The organism is Pseudomonas sp. 15C (assembly GCF_055484735.1).
On record NZ_JBUDGD010000016.1, the window covers coordinates 89,539 to 108,326 of the forward strand.

The following is an 18,788-nucleotide window of genomic DNA, read 5'->3' on the forward strand; positions in this document are numbered from 1 at the left end:
TTGAGGGCTTGGGGACCTGTTCCCCGAGCCCTTTTTTTTAACCGTTTGAAGGACAAACGTCTTCTGTGGGAGTGAGCCTGCTCGCGATGAACGATGACGCGGTGTGCCATGAGAACCGCAGCGCCTGCATCGCGAGCAGGCTCACTCCTGCAAAAGCCCGGCGCCGGTTACGCCGGGTGTTTCAACGCTTCGTTTCGTCGCTTGCACCACAACCGTGCAGACGGGCGCGCCACTGATCGGTATAGTGCCGCCCCTCTTCGCGTGAGCGGTCGTCGGTAACGAGGCCATAACCCATGCGAAACCCGAACTAATAACAAAACCCGCGATATGGATCCGGGACGAAACCTTCGCCTCACCCGTTGTGCCGTGCGCACAGCGGTGTAACACGATGTTTCTCCGATCCAGCATTTGCTCTCACAAAAAACAGCGAGGAAAAATCCATGCTCGAAGTCATCAACGACTTCCTCTCAGGGAAAGTACTGATCGTGCTCATTGTCGGGCTCGGTAGCTACTTCACGATTCGCTCGCGTTTCGTTCAACTGCGCCACTTCTTCCATATGTTTGCGGTGTTCCGCGACAGCCTCAAAGGCAGCGCCGGGCAACTCAGCTCATTCCAGGCCTTGATGCTCAGCCTCGCCGGCCGCGTAGGCGCGGGTAACATCGCTGGTGTCGGCATCGCCGTGACCCTTGGTGGTCCGGGTGCGGTGTTCTGGATGTGGGTGACCGCACTGGTCGGCATGTCCAGCAGCTTCTTCGAGTGCACCCTGGCCCAGGTCTACAAGCGCGCCGATGGTGACGGTCTGTACCGTGGTGGCCCGGCCTATTACATCCAGCATGGCCTCAAGCTTAAAGGCATGGCGGTGGTGTTCTCCATTCTGCTGCTGGTCACCTACGGCTTCGCCTTCATTGGCCTGCAGTCCTACACCGTGACGCACTCGCTGCAGAATGCCTTCGAGTTCAACCCACAACACACCGGTATCGTACTGGCCGTGCTGCTGGCCATCACCTTCATCGGCGGCATCAAGCGTATCGCTTCGGTGTCCGACCTGTTGGTACCGATCAAGACGCTGGCCTATATCGGCGTGACCCTGTACGTGATCGGCACCCAGATCGAACACGTGCCAGCGATGCTGGAAACCATCTTCAAAAGCGCCTTCGGTCTAGACCCGGCCTTTGCCGGCCTGCTCGGCAGCGCCATCGTCATGGGCGTAAAGCGTGGCGTGTTCGCCAACGAAGCGGGCCTGGGCAGTGCGCCGAACGTCGCCGCCGTGGCGGCCGTCAAGCACCCGGGCGCGCAGGGCGTGGTCCAGGCATTCAGCGTGTTCCTCGACACCTTCGTGATCTGCACCTGCACCGCGCTGCTGATTCTGCTGTCGGGCTTCTACACCCCGGGTTTCGAAGGTGACGGCATTGTCCTGACCCAGAACTCGCTGGCCGCCGTGGTCGGTGACTGGGGTCGCATGTTCGTCAGCGTCGCGCTGTCGCTGTTCGTCTTCACCTGCATCCTCTACAACTACTACCTGGGCGAGAACAGCCTGCAATTCCTCACCCGCAACCGCGCCGCACTGATGATTTTCCGAGGTCTGGTGCTGGCACTGGTGGTGTGGGGTTCGATGCAGGACCTCACGACCGTATTCGCCTTTGCCGACATCACCATGACCTGCCTGGCGTTCGTTAACCTGCTGGCCCTGGCCATGCTGTTCAAGGTCGGCATGCGCGTCATGCGCGACTACGATGAGCAGCGTCGCGCCGGCGTCAAGCAGCCGGTGTTCGACTCGAGCAAATTCCTCGATCTGGATCTGGATCGCAACGCCTGGCCGGCCAACCCGCCAGCAGCTGCAGGCAAGACCGAAGCCGAGCCGCAAGGCGTACCTGCCGCGCAACGCTGACAGGTGAATGACGGGCGCATCCCCTGCGCCCGTCAGTTATTGTGGTGCAATAACTTGTAGGAGTGAGCCTGCTCGCGAATGCTATCCGTCAGTTGATACAAGGCTGACTGACACATCGCTTTCGCGAGCAGGCTCGCTCCCACAGGGCCCTCATCGTTTCGGAGAATCCCATGAATTCGTCGACTTATCCCGCCGCCCAACACGTCATGGTGCTCTACACCGGTGGCACCATCGGCATGCAGGCCAGCGCCAACGGTCTGGCCCCGGCGTCCGGTTTCGAAGCGCGCATGCGCGAATATCTGCACAGTCAGCCGGAGCTGGTCGTGCCGCAGTGGCGCTTTCGCGAGATGTCGCCGCTGATCGACAGCGCCAACATGACCCCTGACTATTGGCAGCAACTGCGCGATGCGGTGGTCGATGCCGTCGACGTGCAGGGTTGCGACAGCGTATTGATCCTGCATGGCACCGACACGCTGGCGTACAGCGCGGCGGCGATGAGCTTTCAACTGCTCGGCCTGCAGGCTCGCGTGTGCTTCACCGGTTCGATGCTGCCCGCCGGCGTTACCGACAGCGATGCCTGGGAAAACCTCAGTGGCGCACTGGTCGCTCTCGGCCAGGGGCTGGCGCCCGGCGTGCATTTGTACTTCCACGGCGAACTGCTGCCGCCAACCCGTTGCGCGAAGGTGCGCAGCTCCGGCCGTCATCCGTTCAAGCGTCTGGAGCGTCAGGGCGGCGGTCTCAAAGCCCCTTCGATTCCAGCGTCGTTGCACTACAACCAGCCGAAACAACTGGCCAAGGTTGCCGTGCTGCCGTTGTTTCCGGGCATCAGCGCCGAAAATCTAAACGGCTTGCTCGACAGCGGCATTCAAGGATTGGTGCTGGAATGCTACGGCAGCGGCACCGGGCCGAGCGATAACCCTGAGTTCCTCGCCAGCCTTGGTCGGGCACGGGATAACGGTGTTGTGGTGGTAGCGGTCACGCAGTGCCATGAAGGTGGCGTCGAGCTGGATGTGTATGAGGCGGGTAGTCGCTTACGCGGTGCTGGTGTGCTGTCCGGTGGTGGCATGACCCGGGAAGCGGCGTTCGGTAAGTTGCAAGGTTTGCTAGGCGCCGGACTGGACACTGCCGAGGCGAGACAGTTGATCGAGTTGGATCTTTGCGGTGAACTGGCAGCGCATGTGGGCTAAGTCCAGGTTACCAAAGCCGCATTGAGTCGCGAGCCGCTCTCCCTGAACCTCAAAGGGAGCGGCTCATAGCAACTATGCGTTTTTCGTTACTACAAACTTACCCGTTATACTTTCTGGAATATCTTCATGAGCAAAACGGGCTTCGATCTCACCGTAATAATGCCCCTTCTCCGCCCCTCGATTTATTTCTAACTTTGATACTGACTGCGCTGGAACAAAGGCAAGGTCTTTAAAGATAAAAACATTTGCAAACTCGCCATTCTTTAGCGTTACAGAATAGACGCCTTGCTGCCCAAACGACGCCACAATGAGACTTGGATCATTGGGATCCACATCACACTTGAAAGCGAGAAAAGATTCCGGCTGGGTACTGCCGTCGATAAATGCCGTCAACTCGCCAGATACTTCTACTCCAGCGGCTCCAATTTTCACATTCGATTTATTGTCAGCCATGATTAACTCCTCTCAGGGAAACTATAATGCCGCCGGCCTGAAGCCAGTCCAGTTGATAGAGATGATTGAATATCTTACTGGAACGTAGCTTATGCGTTGTTGACTGTGAATTCCCCGCCGGTTAGATTCCAGCTTGAACCCGGCGCCGAAATAACTGCTTGAAGAGTCCCTTCGTAACCACCATCATCCTTTGTAGCCACCCTGATCTTGCCACCGCTCCAGGAAACATGTTCACTATTAACGCTATAACTGACATTCACACTCGAATCACCTTCGATATATACAAGCTCCTGCCCCAATTTCTCTTTCGGAAATCTTGTACTAACCACGCCAGTGTGCGAACTGGCATCACCAAACATAAAGACCAGACTTCCACTAATATCAAACAACTGAAACGCTCTAAGCGTTTCCTGCTTACCATTGACTATAACGCTTAACTCTCCTGTTACAGCCTTATTTTCAGACTTTGACTTTTCATTCGACGAACCAGTCATGGCGCACGCTCCCTTCAATACTTGATTAACGAAACTTCCAAAACAAAACTAGACCCGAAAAAGCAACCGGTCAAGAAAAAAACAAACAACAAATTCGTACTTTCTAAAAGCATCCTAATTCAGACGAGCGGGCATTTTTGCGTCGAAAACCTGTCAACTATTACAGTGCCATTCACAAAGAAAAAAGAATAACCTGAGGTGCACGACATGCTGTGCTATTTATTACAAGCCATTAACAGTATCTTGTTCTTATTTGCACAAGCGGCGACCAACTTGATTGAACCAACTAATCGACCTAGCATGGCGGCACGTAACTTGCTGTGATTCCACGGTCTGTTTCCGGAAGATGCCCATGCTCCACTCCCACCTCACCACCCTCAACGCGGTCTCGCTGATTCTCAACACCTTCAAGGCCGAAGGCTTGTCGAGCGAGGCGTTGCTGGCCGGCAGCGGCATCACCGCCGCGGATTTGCAACGGGCCGACACACGCATCACCACCAATCAGGAGATGCAGGTCTGCGCCAACGCGGTCGCACTCAAGCGGGACATTGGCCTGGAACTGGGACGGCGCATGCATGTTTCCTGCTACGGCATCCTCGGGTACGCCTTGCTCACGTGTGCCACCTTCGGTGACGCATTGCGCTTGGCGATTCGTTATCCGGCGCTGCTGGGAACACTTTTCGAGTTGAGCCTTGAAGATGACGGCGAGCGCATCTGGTTTGCCGCCGCCGATTACCGTGAGAGCCCGGCCATGGCAGTGTTCAACGCCGAATTCTGCCTGGTCTCGCTGAAGGTCATTTGCGATGACTTGCTCGGGCATTCATTGCCACTGCTCGCGACACGCTTCGAACATGCCGCGCCGGACTACCGCGACAGTTACGCCGAGCATTTCGATGCGCCGCTGCACTTCGGTGCCGGGGACAATGCGTTCGCCTTCGAGCGCCAATGGCTGGACCAACCGCTGCCATTGGCCGACAGCATTACCCATCAAGCCATGGCCGAGCGCTGCCGCAAACAGAACCTTGAATTCACCGGACGCCAGGCCTGGCTCGGACGGATTCGGCAGTTGCTCAGCGCGCAGTTGAACGCCGCGCCAGGGCTCGACGGTCTGGCGCAGCAAATGAAATGCTCACCGCGCACTTTGCGCCGACACCTCAAGGACATGGGCAGCAGCTACCAGGAACTGCTCGATGAGCTGCGTTTCGAGCGGGCCAAGCAGATGCTGTGTGAGGATCAGTTGCCGATCTACCGCATCGCCGAGACTTTGGGGTTCAGCGAGACCGCAAGTTTCCGCCATGCGTTTGTGCGCTGGAGCGGTGTGGCGCCGAGCCAGTTTCGCCCACACTGAGGACAGAATGTAGCAGTGAGCCTGCTCGCGATTGCGGTGTATCAGAAAGCTTTATTGGTAACTGACAGACCGCTATCGCGAGCAGGCTCACTCCTGCAGGGGCCTTGTTCCAAGCGCCGATGGAGGGTGGATTCAAATCGAAGGGGCGAATTGCGGACACAGCTTTTGGCCAGATCCATCCCCTTTTGGCCGCTCCTGCCGTTCTCCGATTGACCTTGCGCCGCAACACTGAAGGCCACCGAACCAGCCTTGCGGAGAACAACAAATGCTGACGATCTACTCGGACGATCACCACCTGCACCATGGCCGCTGCGAGCTCATCGATGGACAGCTCAAACCCTGCTTCGAGATGCCTTCACGCGCCGACCATGTTTTGCAGCGAGTGAAAAGCCAGAACCTCGGCCCGGTTGAAGCACCGCAGGATTTCGGTCTGGAGCCGATCGCACGCATTCATGACCGCGACTATCTGGACTTCTTCAAGGGCGCCTGGGCGCGCTGGACCGAATTCAATACCGACGGCGACTTGCTGCCGTACACCTGGCCGGCGCGCACCCTGCGCGCGATCAAACCGACCAGCCTGCATGGCCAGCTCGGTTACTACAGCTTCGACGGCGGCGCACCGATCACGGCCGGGACCTGGCAAGCAGCCTACAGCGCAGCGCAAGTGGCGCTGACCGCGCAAGCCGCGATCCAGCGCGGCGCACGCAGCGCCTTCGCCCTGTGCCGTCCACCGGGACACCACGCCGCCAGTGACCTGATGGGCGGATATTGCTACCTCAACAACGCCGCTATCGCCGCGCAGGCGTTCCTCGATCAGGGCCACACGAAGGTTGCGATCCTTGACGTCGATTACCACCACGGCAACGGTACCCAATCGATTTTCTATCAGCGCAGCGACGTGCTGTTCACCTCGATCCACGGCCACCCGGAAGCGGAATTTCCGTTCTTCCTCGGCTATGACGACGAACGTGGCGAAGGCGCTGGTGAAGGCTTCAATTTCAACTATCCGTTGCCGGCCGGTTCCGGTTGGGACGCGTGGAGTGCCGCGCTGGAGCGGGCCTGCAAGGAAATCGAAGGTTACGGCGCCGACGTCATCGTCGTGTCGCTCGGCGTCGACACCTTCAAGGACGATCCGATCTCACAATTCAAGCTCGACAGCCCCGATTACCTGGCCATGGGCAAACGCATCGCCGCGCTTGGCAAGCCGACCCTGTTTGTCATGGAGGGTGGCTATGCCGTGGAAGAAATCGGCATCAACGCGGTGAACGTGCTGGAAGGTTTCGAGCGATAAATCCCATCATCTTCAAGCAATAAATGACCCGCCGACGCGGGTCTTTCTTGTCCCCGCGCGTTGTTTTCTAAGCCCGCCACGCCTGCCGCAAGCGGGTCAGCGCCGCTTTGATCGCAGGTTCCGGCACAGCGGCAAAACCCAGCACCAGCCCGGCGCGCTGATCCGCCGGGGTGCTGGAGTCCGGGAGCCAGTAACCGCTCAAGCCATTGATTTCCACCTCGACGCGGGCGGCCTGTTCAATCAGTTGCCGCTCGCGTTCGAGGCTATCGACGACCACGGTCAAATGCAGCCCGGCCGAGACGGCGGGCAATTCGCCCACGCCTTCAATCTCACGCGGCCAACCGTCGAGCAGCGTATTGCGGCGGCTCAGTGCGGCCCGGCGCATGCGCCGGATGTGCCGCTGGAAATGCCCGGCGGCCATGAACTCGGCCATCACCGCTTGAGTGCTGACTTCGGAGTGCCGGACGTCCACTGCGCGGCGTTGCGAGAAGCCATCTACCAATGCCGGCGGCAACACCAGATAACCGAGACGCAATGCCGGGAACGCGACCTTGCCGAACGTGCCGACATAAAGCACGCGCCCCTGGCGATCGAGTGCTGCCAACGGTGCCAGCGGCGCCCCGGTGTAACGGTACTCACCATCGTAGTCGTCCTCGACGATCCAGCCTTGGCTGCGCTCGGCCCACGCCAGCAATTCCAGGCGCCGCGCCAGGCTCATCACCACGCCGGTCGGGTACTGGTGGGAGGGCGTTACGTAAGCGACGCGGCAGTCGCCGCTGGCGGATAACGCCGAGCAATCCATGCCCTCGGCGTCCACCGCGATGCCCTGCAAATGAGCGCCCGCCACGGCGAAGGCGTGACCGGCGGCGCGGTAACCCGGATTTTCGATCGCGACACTGTCCCCAGGCTCCACCAGCAACTGTGCACAAAGGCTGATGCCCTGTTGTGCACCGCTGGTGATCACAATTTGTTCAGCCGAGCACTGCATACCGCGCGAGCTGCGCAGGTACGCAGCGATCATCGCGCGCAGACGCTGATCGCCGGAAGGATCGCCGTAGCACAACTGTTCCAGGTCCGGCTTGCGCCAGAAAGCCGCATTCAGCTTGGCCCACACGTCAAACGGGAATAGATCAAATGCCGGAACGCCGACCCGAAATGCCCGGGGCGGACCACTCGGCGGTCGCGGCAAATGGTTGCCTTCAATGCGCAAAAAACCGCCACTGTGGATAACTTTATTGGATGAAACCACAGGCAAATCCAGCCAATTTGTGGATAAGGCTGTGGGTAAGCCTGTTGAAAACCCTGTGGACAGTTTTGTGGATAGTTTTTTCGCCAGCGCCGCTGCCGGCACTAATTGCGCAACGTAAGTACCGTCGCCCACGCGCCCTTCGATAAACCCTTCGGCATAGAGCTGATCATAAGCCCGCACCACGCTGTTGCGGGAAATCCCCAGCGCTGCCGCCAGATCACGACTGGCCGGCAACCGCGTGCCGCTCCCCAGGCGTCCATCCAGAACCCGCAGGCGCAGCGCCTGGTAAAGCTGGCGGCTTAGACCCAGACGGCGATCGAGTTCGATACCGGCCGGATTGAACGGCATGGACAACAGCGCTGAATCAGGCATGACAATGGACCTATTAAATTGGTCAGCAATGGCTCTTACAACAGACCAATAGCCTGCCTAGGATGCGGGCATTCGCCAAGGAAATTCTGTCATGTATACACCCCGCGCCTTTGCCATCGAAGAACTGTCCCAATTGCACGAATTGATCCTCGCCACCCGCCTCGCCATTCTCGTCAGCCATGGCGAAAACGGCCTGCAGGCCAGCCACGTGCCGGTGCTGCTGCATCGCGAACAAGGCGAATACGGCACGCTGTACGGGCATCTGGCCAAGGCCAACCCGCAGTGGAAAGACTTGCGCGACGGTGCCGAAGCCATGTTGATCTTTGCCGGCGCCGACGCCTACGTCAGCCCGGGCTTCTACCCGAGCAAGGCCGAGCACGGCAAAGTCGTGCCGACCTGGAATTACATCGCCGTCCACGCCTACGGGCATGCCGAGACCTTCAGCGATGGCGGGCGCCTGCTCGACATCGTCAGCACCCTCACCGACCGCCACGAAGCCGGGCAGGCGCAACCCTGGGCCGTCGCCGACGCGCCTGCCGATTATATTGACGGCATGCTCAAGGCCATCGTCGGTTTTGCCATTCCGATCGAACGCCTCGAAGGCAAACGCAAGCTCAGCCAGAACCGCAGTGCCGAAGACGTTGCCGGGGTGCGCGACGGCCTCGCCGCCAGCCCGGACGTCAACGATCAAACCCTCGCCCGCTTGATGCGTTAAGGAAATCACCATGAGTCAGATCGACATTCGCCCGGTCAGCGCCGCTGACCATGCTGCGTGGCTGCCGTTGTGGCAGGCGTACCTGCGTTTCTACAACACCGAACTGGCGGACAGCGTGACGCACAGTACCTGGCAGCGCTTTCTCGAGCCCAGCGAGCCCACCCATGCCGCGTTGGCCTGGGCCGACGGCAAGGCGGTGGGCATGGTGCATTACATCTATCACCGTTCGAACTGGAGCATAGAAAACGCCTGCTACCTGCAGGATTTGCTGGTGGTTCCTGAAACCCGTGGCAGTGGCGTCGGCCGGCTGCTGATCGAACACGTCTACGCCACCGCCAAGGTCGACGGCTGTGGCAAAGTCCATTGGTTGACCCACGAAACCAACGCCACGGCGATCCAGCTCTACGAACGGATCGCCGAACGCCCGGGCCTTATCCAGTTTCGCAAAGCCCTTTAAGGAGACGCGCACATGACCGCTTCACTCGCTGACTGGAAAGGCGTCCCCGCCCCCACCGCCACCCTGCTGGAAGGCCGCTTCATCCGCCTGGAAAAACTTGACCCGGCGCGGCATGCCGATGAGCTGTACGCCGCCCTCGAAGGCCCCGGTGCCGACCCGAAACTCTGGGATTATTTGCCGTACGGCCCGTTTCCCGAGCGTGGTGCATTCAATGACTGGCTGAACAATCACGCGGCCAACAGCGACCCGTATTTTTTCAGCGTTGTCGATCGGGCAACCGGTCAGGTGCAGGGCATTCTCAGCCTGATGTCGATTGTCCCGGCGCAGGGTCGCATCGAAATCGGTCACGTCACGTTCGGTGCGCCGATGCAGCGCTCGCCGAAAAGCACCGAGGCGGTGTATCTGCTGGGCCAATATGCCTTTGAGCTCGGTTATCGCCGTCTCGAATGGAAATGCAACAACGGCAACGCCCGCTCCAGATACGCCGCCGAGCGTTTGGGTTTCAGCTTCGAAGGGGTGTTCCGTCAGCACATGGTGGTCAAAGGCCAGAACCGCGACACCGCGTGGTATTCGATCCTGGATTCGGAGTGGCCGGCGATTGGCGCAGGCTTCGAACGCTGGTTGAGCGATGACAATCAGACGCCGACCGGTCAGGTCAAAGGTCTGGCCGAGTGCCGAACCTAGTCTTCACAGACGCCCCTGTGGGAGCGAGCCTGCTCGCGAAGACGGCGGATCAGTCATCTTTGCATCGACTGACCCAACGCTTTCGCGAGCAGGCTCGCTCCTACAATTGGCCGGGTATGGCTCAACGACGCAGTTGCTGCGCCAGCACCGCGATGTGCTCCGGGCCAATGCCGCAGCAACCGCCCAGATGACTGGCGCCGCGCTGCTGCCAATCCCGCGCCCACTGCAAGTATCCCGGCGGGTCGAGGTCTTCGCGCAACGGGTCGAGCCCATCGTTGGCCGTGGCTTCCTTGGGCTGTGGCGGAAACGCATTGGCGTAGGCGCCGATATGGATGCTCACCCCGAGACGCTCGAAGGTCGCTCGCGCCGCGTCAATCGCTGCGCCGATGACTTCCGGCTGGCTGCAATTGAACAGCAGCGTCTCCACACCCAGTTCAGCCGCCACCGCCGCCGCTTCAGCGACCGGCTCACCGGAACGCAGGCGCGGCACTTCATCGGTGTCTTCATCTTTCAAGGTAAACGACAGCCAGAACGCCTTGCCATCCTTCGGTAATCCGGCGTGGATGGCTCGGGCTTCGACGGTCGAGCTCTGGGTTTCCGCCAGCCACAGATTCACGTGCGGCGTCAGGCCCTGAACCAATGGCGTCAGCAACTCGCTGACTCGCGACGCCTCGAACAGATCCGGGCGATAGGAGCCAAACAGCGGCGGCAATGAACCCGCCACGCGCACGGACTGACCCGAGGCTTGTACCGCGCGTTGCGCCAGCTCGCCGGCCAATGCCGCCAGCGCCTGGCCTTCAGCGGCGAAGCGTGCTTCGCCGATATGGAACGGCACCACGGCGTAGCTGTTGGTGGTGATCACGTTGGCGCCACTGGCGATGTACGCGGCATGCACCGCCTCGACCGCCTGCGGTGCTTCGCTCAACGCCAGCGCTGACCACTCTGGCTGACGAAACGGCGCCCCGGCGCGCTGCAACTCACGGCCCATGCCGCCATCGAGAATCACTGTGCTTGCTGCGCCCATATGCTTTTCACTCATATGCTTATGAAAAAAACTCACTACCAGAGTCTTTGTTATAACTATTTAATGCTCACCATTCGGTTAATGACAACCTCTTTTTTTGCTCAGGGATCGCCCGTGAAACTGCAACCATTACTGGCTCTGGGCCTGACCCTGCTCGCCGCTTCGACACAGGTTTTTGCCGGCGCCACGCTGGATCGCATCGAGCAGAACAAAGAACTGGTCAGCGTGCTGATGGAAAGCTACCCACCGTTCTCGTTTCTCAATGATCAGAACCAGCTCGACGGTTTCGACGTCGATGTCGCCAAAGCCGTCGCCGACAAACTGGGCGTGAAACTGCGCCTGGAGACGCCATCCTGGGATATCATTGCAGCCGGACGCTGGAGCGGGCGTTACGACATCTGCATCTGCTCGATGACACCGAGCAAGGCCCGCGCCGAAGTCTTCGATTTTCCGGTCGAGTATTACGCCTCGCCGGCGGTGATCGTGGTCAACGCCAAGGATGATCGCATTCACGGGGCCAAGGACCTGAGCGGCAAGAAAGTCGGCCTGACCAGCGCCTCCAGTTACGAAAGCTATCTGAACAAGAACCTGGTCATCGAAGGTGCCGAAGACACGCAGCTGCAGTATCCGTTCGAGGATGTGCAGATCGCCCCGTACGACACCGACAACGTCGCGTTTCAGGATCTGGGGCTCGGCGCCGGCGTGCGTCTTGATGCAATCCTCACCAACCTGGTCACCGCGCAGCCACGCCTGAATCAGGACAAACGCTTCAAGCTGGCCGGCGCGGCGTTGTACTCCGAGCCGAATTCGGTGGCCATCGAAAAGGGCGACGCGCAGTGGGACGCGAAAGTCCGTGAGGTGTTCGCGCAGCTCAAGCAGGACGGCACCCTGAGCCAGTTGTCGCAAAAATGGATCGGCGCCGATATCAGTCAATGACTTCTTTCCAGACACCGCCACAGCCACCGCAACCGGTAGTTGAATCCCGCTTGCAGCGCCTGTTCGGTTTTCGCACACGGCTGTACCTGACATGGGCTGCGCTGTTCTGCCTGTTCGCCGGATTCTTCCTGAGCTTCGATCTGAAGTTCTCGATCATCCTCGACAAGCTGCCCAACCTCGTCGGCTTGCATCTGGCGCCCAACGGCTTTCTGCAAGGGGCGGCGCTGACGCTGTTTCTGTGTTTGTGCTCGATTGTCGCCTCGTCGCTGCTGGGCTTCGTCACGGCACTGGCGCGCCTGTCGAGCAGTGCCGTGGCGTTCGGCATCGCCAGTTTCTACACCTCGTTCTTTCGCGGCACACCGCTGCTGATCCAGATCCTGCTGATCTACCTCGGCCTGCCGCAACTGGGCCTCGTCCCCGGTGCGATTGTCGCGGGCATCATCGCCCTGTCACTGAACTATGGCGCCTACCTCAGCGAGATCTTTCGCGCCGGCATTCTCGGCGTCGATCACGGCCAACGCGAAGCATCGCTGGCACTGGGTATGCGTGAAACGGTGATCTTCTGGCGCATCACCCTGCCCCAGGCCATGCGCACCATCATTCCGCCGACCACGAATCAGTTCATTTCGATGCTCAAGGACTCGTCACTGATCTCGGTGATGGGCGTCTGGGAAGTGATGTTCCTCGCCCAGTCGTACGGCCGCTCGAGCTATCGCTATATCGAAATGCTCACCACCGCGGCGATCATCTATTGGCTGATGTCGATCGGGCTGGAGCTGATTCAGGCGAAGATGGAACGGCATTACGGCAAGGCGTACGTGCGACGTAGTTGAAACAGTAAACAAAATGCAGATCATGACGTCGCCAGCTTAGACGCCGCGCAAAATAATGCAGATCGCCTCCGACATCATTCTGTAAAAACCCCTCGCTATACAGGACGGCCCGTCCATAAGAAAAAGGCCGTCTCTTCATGCCGTTTCCGCCACAGCGCCTGTCTCTCGCTATTGCCCTGCTGATCACCGCCACCACTGCTCACGGTAAAACCGTGCAGATCAACACCGCCACCACCGCCTCGCAAACCTTGGGCGGCAGCGACACGCTGACGATTTCGGCGCCGGGCAGTATCACCAACAGCGGCAAGGCCGTGAGCCTGAAAGACAGCACCAGCGGTGCCGGTGTGGTGATCGATAACGCCGGCAAGATCATTTCCAGCGGTGGCCGGGCCATCGACAGCAGTGGCGATGAGAGCAAGGCGCGCAATTACGCGATCTACAACCGCAGTGGCGGGCAGATTCTGGGGGCCAACGATGCGTTGCGCATCGACAGCAACTTCGTCAGCGGCAGCCTGTTGATCGACAACAGCGGGGTGATTCGTTCGACCACCGGCCAGGGCCTGGATCTTGACGCGCTGCGCAGCGACGCGGTGAAGACTACAATCATCAATCGCGCCGGCGGGCTAGTTCGCGGCGAGGCCAGCGACGGCGTGAAGACCGGCGCCAACGCCAGCCTCACCAATTACGGTGAGATCTCCACGGGCGATTCGCACAACGCCGATCAGAAGTTCGACGGCGTCGACATCGACACCGCCAGCGGCGTGTCGATCAGCAACTACGGGGTAATTTCCGGCGGTCGTCACGGCATAACCACCGACCTCGGCGCGACCTTGATCAACTACGGTCAGATCACCGGGCGCAACGGTTCCGGGTTTGGCTCCGACGGCGATGGCACGGTGATCAACCACGGCACCATCACCGGCGCGTATTCGGGCCTGCAAGAGAACGGCGACGGCGATGGCGTGGACATCGACAACCTCGCCCACATCGAAAACTACGGCACCATTCAAGGCGTCGGCGCCGGTGGCGTGGACAAGGCCGGCTTCGCCAATGGCAGCGAAGGTATCGCCCTGGGTGGCGGCTACATTCTCAACGCCCGCGGCGCGCTGATCAGCGGCGCCGACAGCGCGATTCTGGTCGACGACGGCAGCGGCAATTCGGGGCTGGCCGCGACCACGCTGGAAAACTTCGGCCGCATCGAAGGCCTGAACGGTTTTGGCGTGAAGTTCGTCGGCGAGTTCGCCGACAGCGTAATCAACAACGGCACTATCAGCGGCAGCAACGGCCTGGCGCTGGACCTGGGCGGTGGCGATGACCGCCTGACGCTGCGCAACGGCAGCCGCTTCATCGGCATCGTCGATGGCGGCAGCGGCACCGATCAGGTGGTCATGGACGATGCGCTCGGTGGCGATTTCGGCGCCAGCCGCAACTTCGAGTGGCTGGAGGTCCGCCAAGGTGCCTGGACGCTGAACGGCAGCGGTGACTTCAGCGATGGCGGCGTAGTTCGCAATGGCGCCACCCTGATCAACCACGGCGGCATCGCTGGCACCCTGACTGTCGATGCCGGCGGCGTGTATGCCGGGGGCGGCTCGGTGGGCAGCCTCAACGTCAACGGCACCCTGCGCACCGACACCCGCCTGGGCCGTGCGACCATTGTTCACGATTTGACCATGGGCAAAGCTGCCACCCTCGCCTACGGCGTCAACGCCGACGGCAGCAGCGCGCCGGTGGTGGTCGGCGGTGTCGCCAACCTCAATGGCGCGACGCTCGCGGTGAATCCCGGCAGCGGCAGCTACCCTTGGCAGAGCCACTACACGGTGCTGCAAGCGGCACAAGTCAACGGCACGTTCGGCCAGGTCACCAGCGACTACGCATTCCTGACGCCAACCCTCGCTTACACCGCGACTCAGGTCGACCTGACCTACACCCGCAACGACATAGCATTCAACGAGTTCGCCACGACTGCCAACGGCAACAATGCCGCCAACAGCCTGGCCTCGATCGGCAAAAACAATGCGCTATACAACGCCTTGCTCAACACCACTCAAAACAGCGCCGGTGCGGCAATCGAACAACTGGCCGGGACCAGCAATGCCAACCTGACCAGCGCCACGCTCAGTGCCAGCAGTCAGGTCGGCAGCAGCATGCTCGCAGCGATGCAGCAAACGGCCGGGCCGGGTTTGCTGGTCGGTCTCGATCAGCGCGACACGCCGGTGCTGGCCGCCAGTGGCGTGCCGGCGGCGGCACGCAATCTCAATGACCCGAACGCTCGCGGCCGCCTCTGGCTGCAAGGTATCGGTGGCTACGGCAAGCTTGATGGCGAACATGGCAGCAGTGGTCTGGAGCAACGCACCCAGGGCAGCTTGCTCGGTGCCGACTGGGCGCTGAACCCGGCCTGGCGCGTGGGCGTTCTCGGCGGTTACTCGCAGACCGATCTGGATGCCAGCGGCGTCGATGGCGAGGTCGACAGCTGGCACGCCGGGGTTTATGCGCTGCATCAGAACGGCCCGCTCGCCCTGCGCCTCGGCGCTGCGTACAGCGCTCACCAAGGCGACAGCCAGCGCAGCATCGTTTTCAACGGTTTCAGCGATCGTCCGAAAGGCGACTACGACGCCGACAGCCAACAAGCCTTCGCCGAACTCGGCTACGCCATGGGCAGCGGCCGGCTCAGCGCCGAACCGTTTGCCAGCCTCGGTTACCAGCGCTACCACCGCGACCGCTATCAGGAAAAAGGCGGCGCCGCGGCGCTGCAAATCGACAGCCAGACCCAGGACAATTTCAGCAGCACTCTCGGCTTGCGGCTGGCGCACTTGAGCAGCCTGGACAACGGCATGAGCGTCACCCCACGCCTGGCCCTCGGCTGGAAACACACCTATGGCGATGTCAGCAGCTCGACGCGCCAGGCGTTTGTAACCGGTGGCACGGCGTTCAATGTCGAGGGCAGCGCGCTGGATCGCGACAGTCTGATGTTGGAAGCCGGACTTGATGTCGGAGTCTCGGCACGGCACTCGCTTGGCCTGGGTTACAGCGGCGAGATCGGCAGCAACAGCCGCAACCACGGGCTGATCGGGCAGTGGCAGATGAGCTTTTAAGCACCTCGACCGCCACGGCAGCCCGGCCTGGCTGTAGGAAAAAGCGCCCAGTAAGCCGCGTAAAAAAGGTCCGGTGTCGAAACTGCCGGACTTTTTCATCCGATACGCTCCGACGTCGCCTGCACATATACGAGAAGCAGCCGACAGCGGACTTTTGAGGGCCTCCATAGAGTTGAGTCTTCACTCTCTGGAAAAGGCTTTCCTTGATGCGTACTCAACACGGATGTAAACCAGAACACTTGGCGCTGGCCATTTCCCTGGCCCTCGGTTGCGTAGAGTTTGCCAACGCCGAGCAACCCTCTGAAGCCGCTGAACCGTTTGCAACCATCGCGGCACCGCAGCCAACCGAAGCCAGCGCCAAGGAGAAGGCTGCTGAACGACTTCAGAGCTTTCTCAGTGATCCGGGAACGGTGCCCATCGTTTTCGAAACCGCGCAGAAAACCTTCAAGGGCACTGCGGTCAACGATCTGATCAGCCTCAAGGACGGTGCCAGCTTCACCGGCCGACTGGACGGTGGCGAGGGCGACAACGTCCTGTTTCTTGATGCCACCGACGGCGGTGCATTGAAAGACACACGCAACTTCAACGGGCTGGTCGTTGCCAAGGGCGACTGGACGTCGAATTCCAAGGGAGACTTCAAGGAAGGTGTGCTGGTTCAAGGTGGCACAGCCCTGACCAACCTCGGAAGTATCAAAGGCGACGTGTATGTCGATAACGGCGGGAGCTTTGCTGGCAAAGGCGCGGTGGCCAATCTGCATATCGGCGGCCTGCTCACCGTCAACGGATCGCTGGGGGCGCCGCGGGTCAAAGGCGATCTGCGCCTGGCGCCAACCGCCGAGCTGGCGTATGAGGTCACGCCTTCTGGCAGTCAAACGATCAAGGTCGATGGCACTGCCGCGCTCGCCGGCGCCACTTTAAATATCGTCGCCGCAGAGGGGGAGTATCCGCAGAGCAGCCAGTACAAGATCATCGAAGCAGGCGCGGTGGAAGGTGAATTCGGCACCATTCGCAACAACCTTGCGTTCATGACCGCTACACCTCAATACAACAAGAAATCGGTCGGGCTCACCTATGCCCGGAATGACGTGGCGCTGGAAGAGGTGGCTACGACTGACGCCGGCCGCGCGGTCGCCGAGAGCATTATCGAGCCTGTCGCGCCATCTCCATCAGCGATACCAACATCAACGCCAAAGCCACCGCCGGTGGAACCCGTTCCAACCTTGGCGCCGCCATCTGCACTCGCCGCCGCACCTGCATCAGCCCCTGAGCAGGAACAAACCGTCATTGCACAAGCAGAGCTGGCCGCCGAACAGCCCGCGCCTGTATCGATGAAACCGGCAAACACTGCAGTCGCCGCACTCCTGTCCAGCGACAAGACCACCGCCCCCATCGCCCTCGAACAACTTGCCGCTGGCAGCAACGCCAACCTCGCCAAAGCCACCCTCAGCAGCATTACGCCCGTGAGCGCCAGCATGCTTTCAGCGATGCAGCAGTTGAGCAACCACTCGGACAGGACGTACACATCGGCCAACTCGCCTCGCCAGGCATCCACTGCTGCCGACACCGGCCGGGTATGGATTCAGGCACTCGGCCATGGCGGCAAGGTCGATCGCGATGTCGACAGCACCCTCAAGCACGCTACCCACGGTCTGGTCCTGGGCGCCGACTGGCGGCTCGATGAGCAATGGCATGTCGGCCTGCTCGGCGGCAAATCGCAAACCCGACTCGACGCCCGCCAATACGACGGCGACCTCGACAGCTGGCACCTCGGCGCCTACGCCGTACGCCAGGACGGCCCGATGGCCCTGCGCCTCGGCGCAACCTGGGCCAGCCACGAAGGCAGCAGCAAACGCCGCGTCGCCTTCAACGGCTTCAGCGACCGCCTGCAGGGAAACTACAACGCCAACACCCAGCAAGCCTTCGCCGAACTCGGCTACAACTTCGGCCGCCACAACGCTACCCTCGAACCCTTCGCCAGCCTCGGCTATCAACGCTACCAGCGCGACAGCTACCGCGAGAAAGGCGGCGACGCAGCCCTCGAAGTCTTCGAACAAACCCGCGGCAACCTCAGCAGCACCTTCGGCCTGCGCGCCGCCCACACCACACGACTGGACAACGGCATGCGCCTGACCCCGCGCTTCAGCGCCGGCTGGAAACACACCTTCGGCGAAATCGACAACCACACGCACCAACAACTGATCGAAGGCGGAAAACGCTTCGAAGTCGCCGGCGCCGCACTGGACCGCAATAGCCTGTCCATCGACGCCGGACTCGACCTCGGCCTCTCCGCCAACCACACCGTCGGCTTCGGCCTCACAGCCGAAGCAGGCAATGACAGCCGGACTCATGGCGTGATGGGACAGTGGCGGATGGCGTTTTGATTAGGTGAGTTGTTAGCCTGTAGTCAGTGATTCAGTAAAAGCCCCTCACCCTAGCCCTCTCCCGAAGGGAGAGGGAACTGATTGTGGCGGATGTAAGAGATACGCCGACCTGCGATACCGAGTCGAACGCAAATGCCAAATCCAACCAAAATCGGCTCCCTCTCCCTCGGGAGAGGGCTGGGGTGAGGGGAAGTCCACTACAAATTCCAAGTCGAACAACCGCTCTTCACCACTCAACAATGAGCGCCAGCTCGAGTGCTCTTGATCTTGATCTTGCCTAACCGGCGACATCGGAAGGCTGAGCGGAGGGATTGATCCGGGCGTGGGAGCGCAGCGACCGTCTGGCGCAGCCAGACACAGCGGAAGGAGGTGCAGCGAAGCAA

Annotated in this window: 15 protein-coding genes; 11 read left to right on the forward strand and 4 right to left on the reverse strand. The window is 60.7% G+C overall.

Annotation, left to right across the window (positions count from 1 at the left end; genetic code table 11):
* Nucleotides 1–440: 440 nt before the first annotated feature.
* Together ACYYKW_RS11355 and ACYYKW_RS11360 are read left to right on the forward strand one after the other, a co-directional pair.
* Nucleotides 441–1,889: an alanine/glycine:cation symporter family protein gene (locus tag ACYYKW_RS11355; protein ID WP_093096762.1), complete on the forward strand. Its 1,449-nt coding sequence runs from the start codon at nt 441–443 to the stop codon at nt 1,887–1,889.
* 170 nt (nt 1,890–2,059) lie between these two features.
* The gene (locus ACYYKW_RS11360; protein ID WP_093096758.1) at nt 2,060–3,076 is read left to right on the forward strand and encodes an asparaginase; all 1,017 of its coding nucleotides are present in this window, start codon (nt 2,060–2,062) and stop codon (nt 3,074–3,076) included.
* 72 nt (nt 3,077–3,148) lie between these two features.
* Here ACYYKW_RS11360 and ACYYKW_RS11365 read toward each other — a convergent pair whose 3' ends face one another.
* Entirely contained in the window at nt 3,149–3,529 is a 381-nt protein-coding gene (locus tag ACYYKW_RS11365; protein WP_464990143.1) for a hypothetical protein, read from the reverse strand.
* An 89-nt stretch (nt 3,530–3,618) separates the two neighbouring features.
* On the reverse strand, nt 3,619–4,023 hold the full coding sequence (locus tag ACYYKW_RS11370) for a hypothetical protein (protein WP_464990144.1): 405 nt from the start codon (nt 4,021–4,023) through the stop codon (nt 3,619–3,621).
* 352 nt (nt 4,024–4,375) lie between these two features.
* Here ACYYKW_RS11370 and ACYYKW_RS11375 point away from each other — a divergent pair, with 352 nt between their 5' ends.
* Both ACYYKW_RS11375 and ACYYKW_RS11380 read left to right on the forward strand, forming a co-directional pair.
* Entirely contained in the window at nt 4,376–5,371 is a 996-nt protein-coding gene (locus ACYYKW_RS11375; RefSeq protein WP_464990145.1) for an AraC family transcriptional regulator, read from the forward strand.
* A 265-nt stretch (nt 5,372–5,636) separates the two neighbouring features.
* The gene (locus ACYYKW_RS11380; RefSeq protein ID WP_464990146.1) at nt 5,637–6,662 is read left to right on the forward strand and encodes a histone deacetylase family protein; all 1,026 of its coding nucleotides are present in this window, start codon (nt 5,637–5,639) and stop codon (nt 6,660–6,662) included.
* Between the two features lie 67 nt (nt 6,663–6,729).
* Here ACYYKW_RS11380 and pdxR read toward each other — a convergent pair whose 3' ends face one another.
* Nucleotides 6,730–8,283 (reverse strand): MocR-like pyridoxine biosynthesis transcription factor PdxR, encoded by a 1,554-nt coding sequence (gene pdxR, locus ACYYKW_RS11385; protein ID WP_464990147.1) that lies wholly within the window; start codon nt 8,281–8,283, stop codon nt 6,730–6,732.
* A gap of 91 nt (nt 8,284–8,374) precedes the next feature.
* Between pdxR and ACYYKW_RS11390 the strand changes: the two genes are divergently transcribed.
* Genes ACYYKW_RS11390 through ACYYKW_RS11400 form a run of 3 tightly spaced genes read left to right on the forward strand, consistent with a single transcriptional unit; the run spans nt 8,375 to nt 10,139 of the window.
* On the forward strand, nt 8,375–8,998 hold the full coding sequence (locus tag ACYYKW_RS11390) for an FMN-binding negative transcriptional regulator (RefSeq protein ID WP_093096734.1): 624 nt from the start codon (nt 8,375–8,377) through the stop codon (nt 8,996–8,998).
* 10 nt (nt 8,999–9,008) lie between these two features.
* Nucleotides 9,009–9,455: a GNAT family N-acetyltransferase gene (locus tag ACYYKW_RS11395; protein ID WP_093096730.1), complete on the forward strand. Its 447-nt coding sequence runs from the start codon at nt 9,009–9,011 to the stop codon at nt 9,453–9,455.
* Between the two features lie 12 nt (nt 9,456–9,467).
* A complete protein-coding gene (locus ACYYKW_RS11400) occupies nt 9,468–10,139 on the forward strand; it encodes a GNAT family N-acetyltransferase (RefSeq protein ID WP_093096727.1) in 672 nt (223 codons plus the stop codon).
* Between the two features lie 121 nt (nt 10,140–10,260).
* On the opposite strand, the gene ACYYKW_RS11405 is transcribed toward ACYYKW_RS11400, so the two are convergent.
* Nucleotides 10,261–11,163: a homocysteine S-methyltransferase family protein gene (locus ACYYKW_RS11405; RefSeq protein ID WP_464990148.1), complete on the reverse strand. Its 903-nt coding sequence runs from the start codon at nt 11,161–11,163 to the stop codon at nt 10,261–10,263.
* Nucleotides 11,164–11,277: 114 nt separating this feature from the next.
* Here ACYYKW_RS11405 and ACYYKW_RS11410 point away from each other — a divergent pair, with 114 nt between their 5' ends.
* The 4 genes from ACYYKW_RS11410 (at nt 11,278) to ACYYKW_RS11425 (ending at nt 18,405) form a co-directional block, all read left to right on the forward strand.
* Nucleotides 11,278–12,099, forward strand: a complete 822-nt coding sequence (locus ACYYKW_RS11410; protein ID WP_464990149.1) for an ABC transporter substrate-binding protein — start codon at nt 11,278–11,280, stop codon at nt 12,097–12,099.
* Entirely contained in the window at nt 12,096–12,932 is an 837-nt protein-coding gene (locus ACYYKW_RS11415) for an amino acid ABC transporter permease (RefSeq protein WP_090287688.1), read from the forward strand. Before ACYYKW_RS11410 ends, ACYYKW_RS11415 begins: the two co-directional genes overlap by 4 nt.
* Nucleotides 12,933–13,069: 137 nt before the next feature.
* On the forward strand, nt 13,070–16,024 hold the full coding sequence (locus ACYYKW_RS11420) for an autotransporter outer membrane beta-barrel domain-containing protein (RefSeq protein WP_464990150.1): 2,955 nt from the start codon (nt 13,070–13,072) through the stop codon (nt 16,022–16,024).
* A gap of 206 nt (nt 16,025–16,230) precedes the next feature.
* A complete protein-coding gene (locus ACYYKW_RS11425; RefSeq protein WP_464990151.1) occupies nt 16,231–18,405 on the forward strand; it encodes an autotransporter outer membrane beta-barrel domain-containing protein in 2,175 nt (724 codons plus the stop codon).
* Nucleotides 18,406–18,788: the final 383 nt, after the last annotated feature.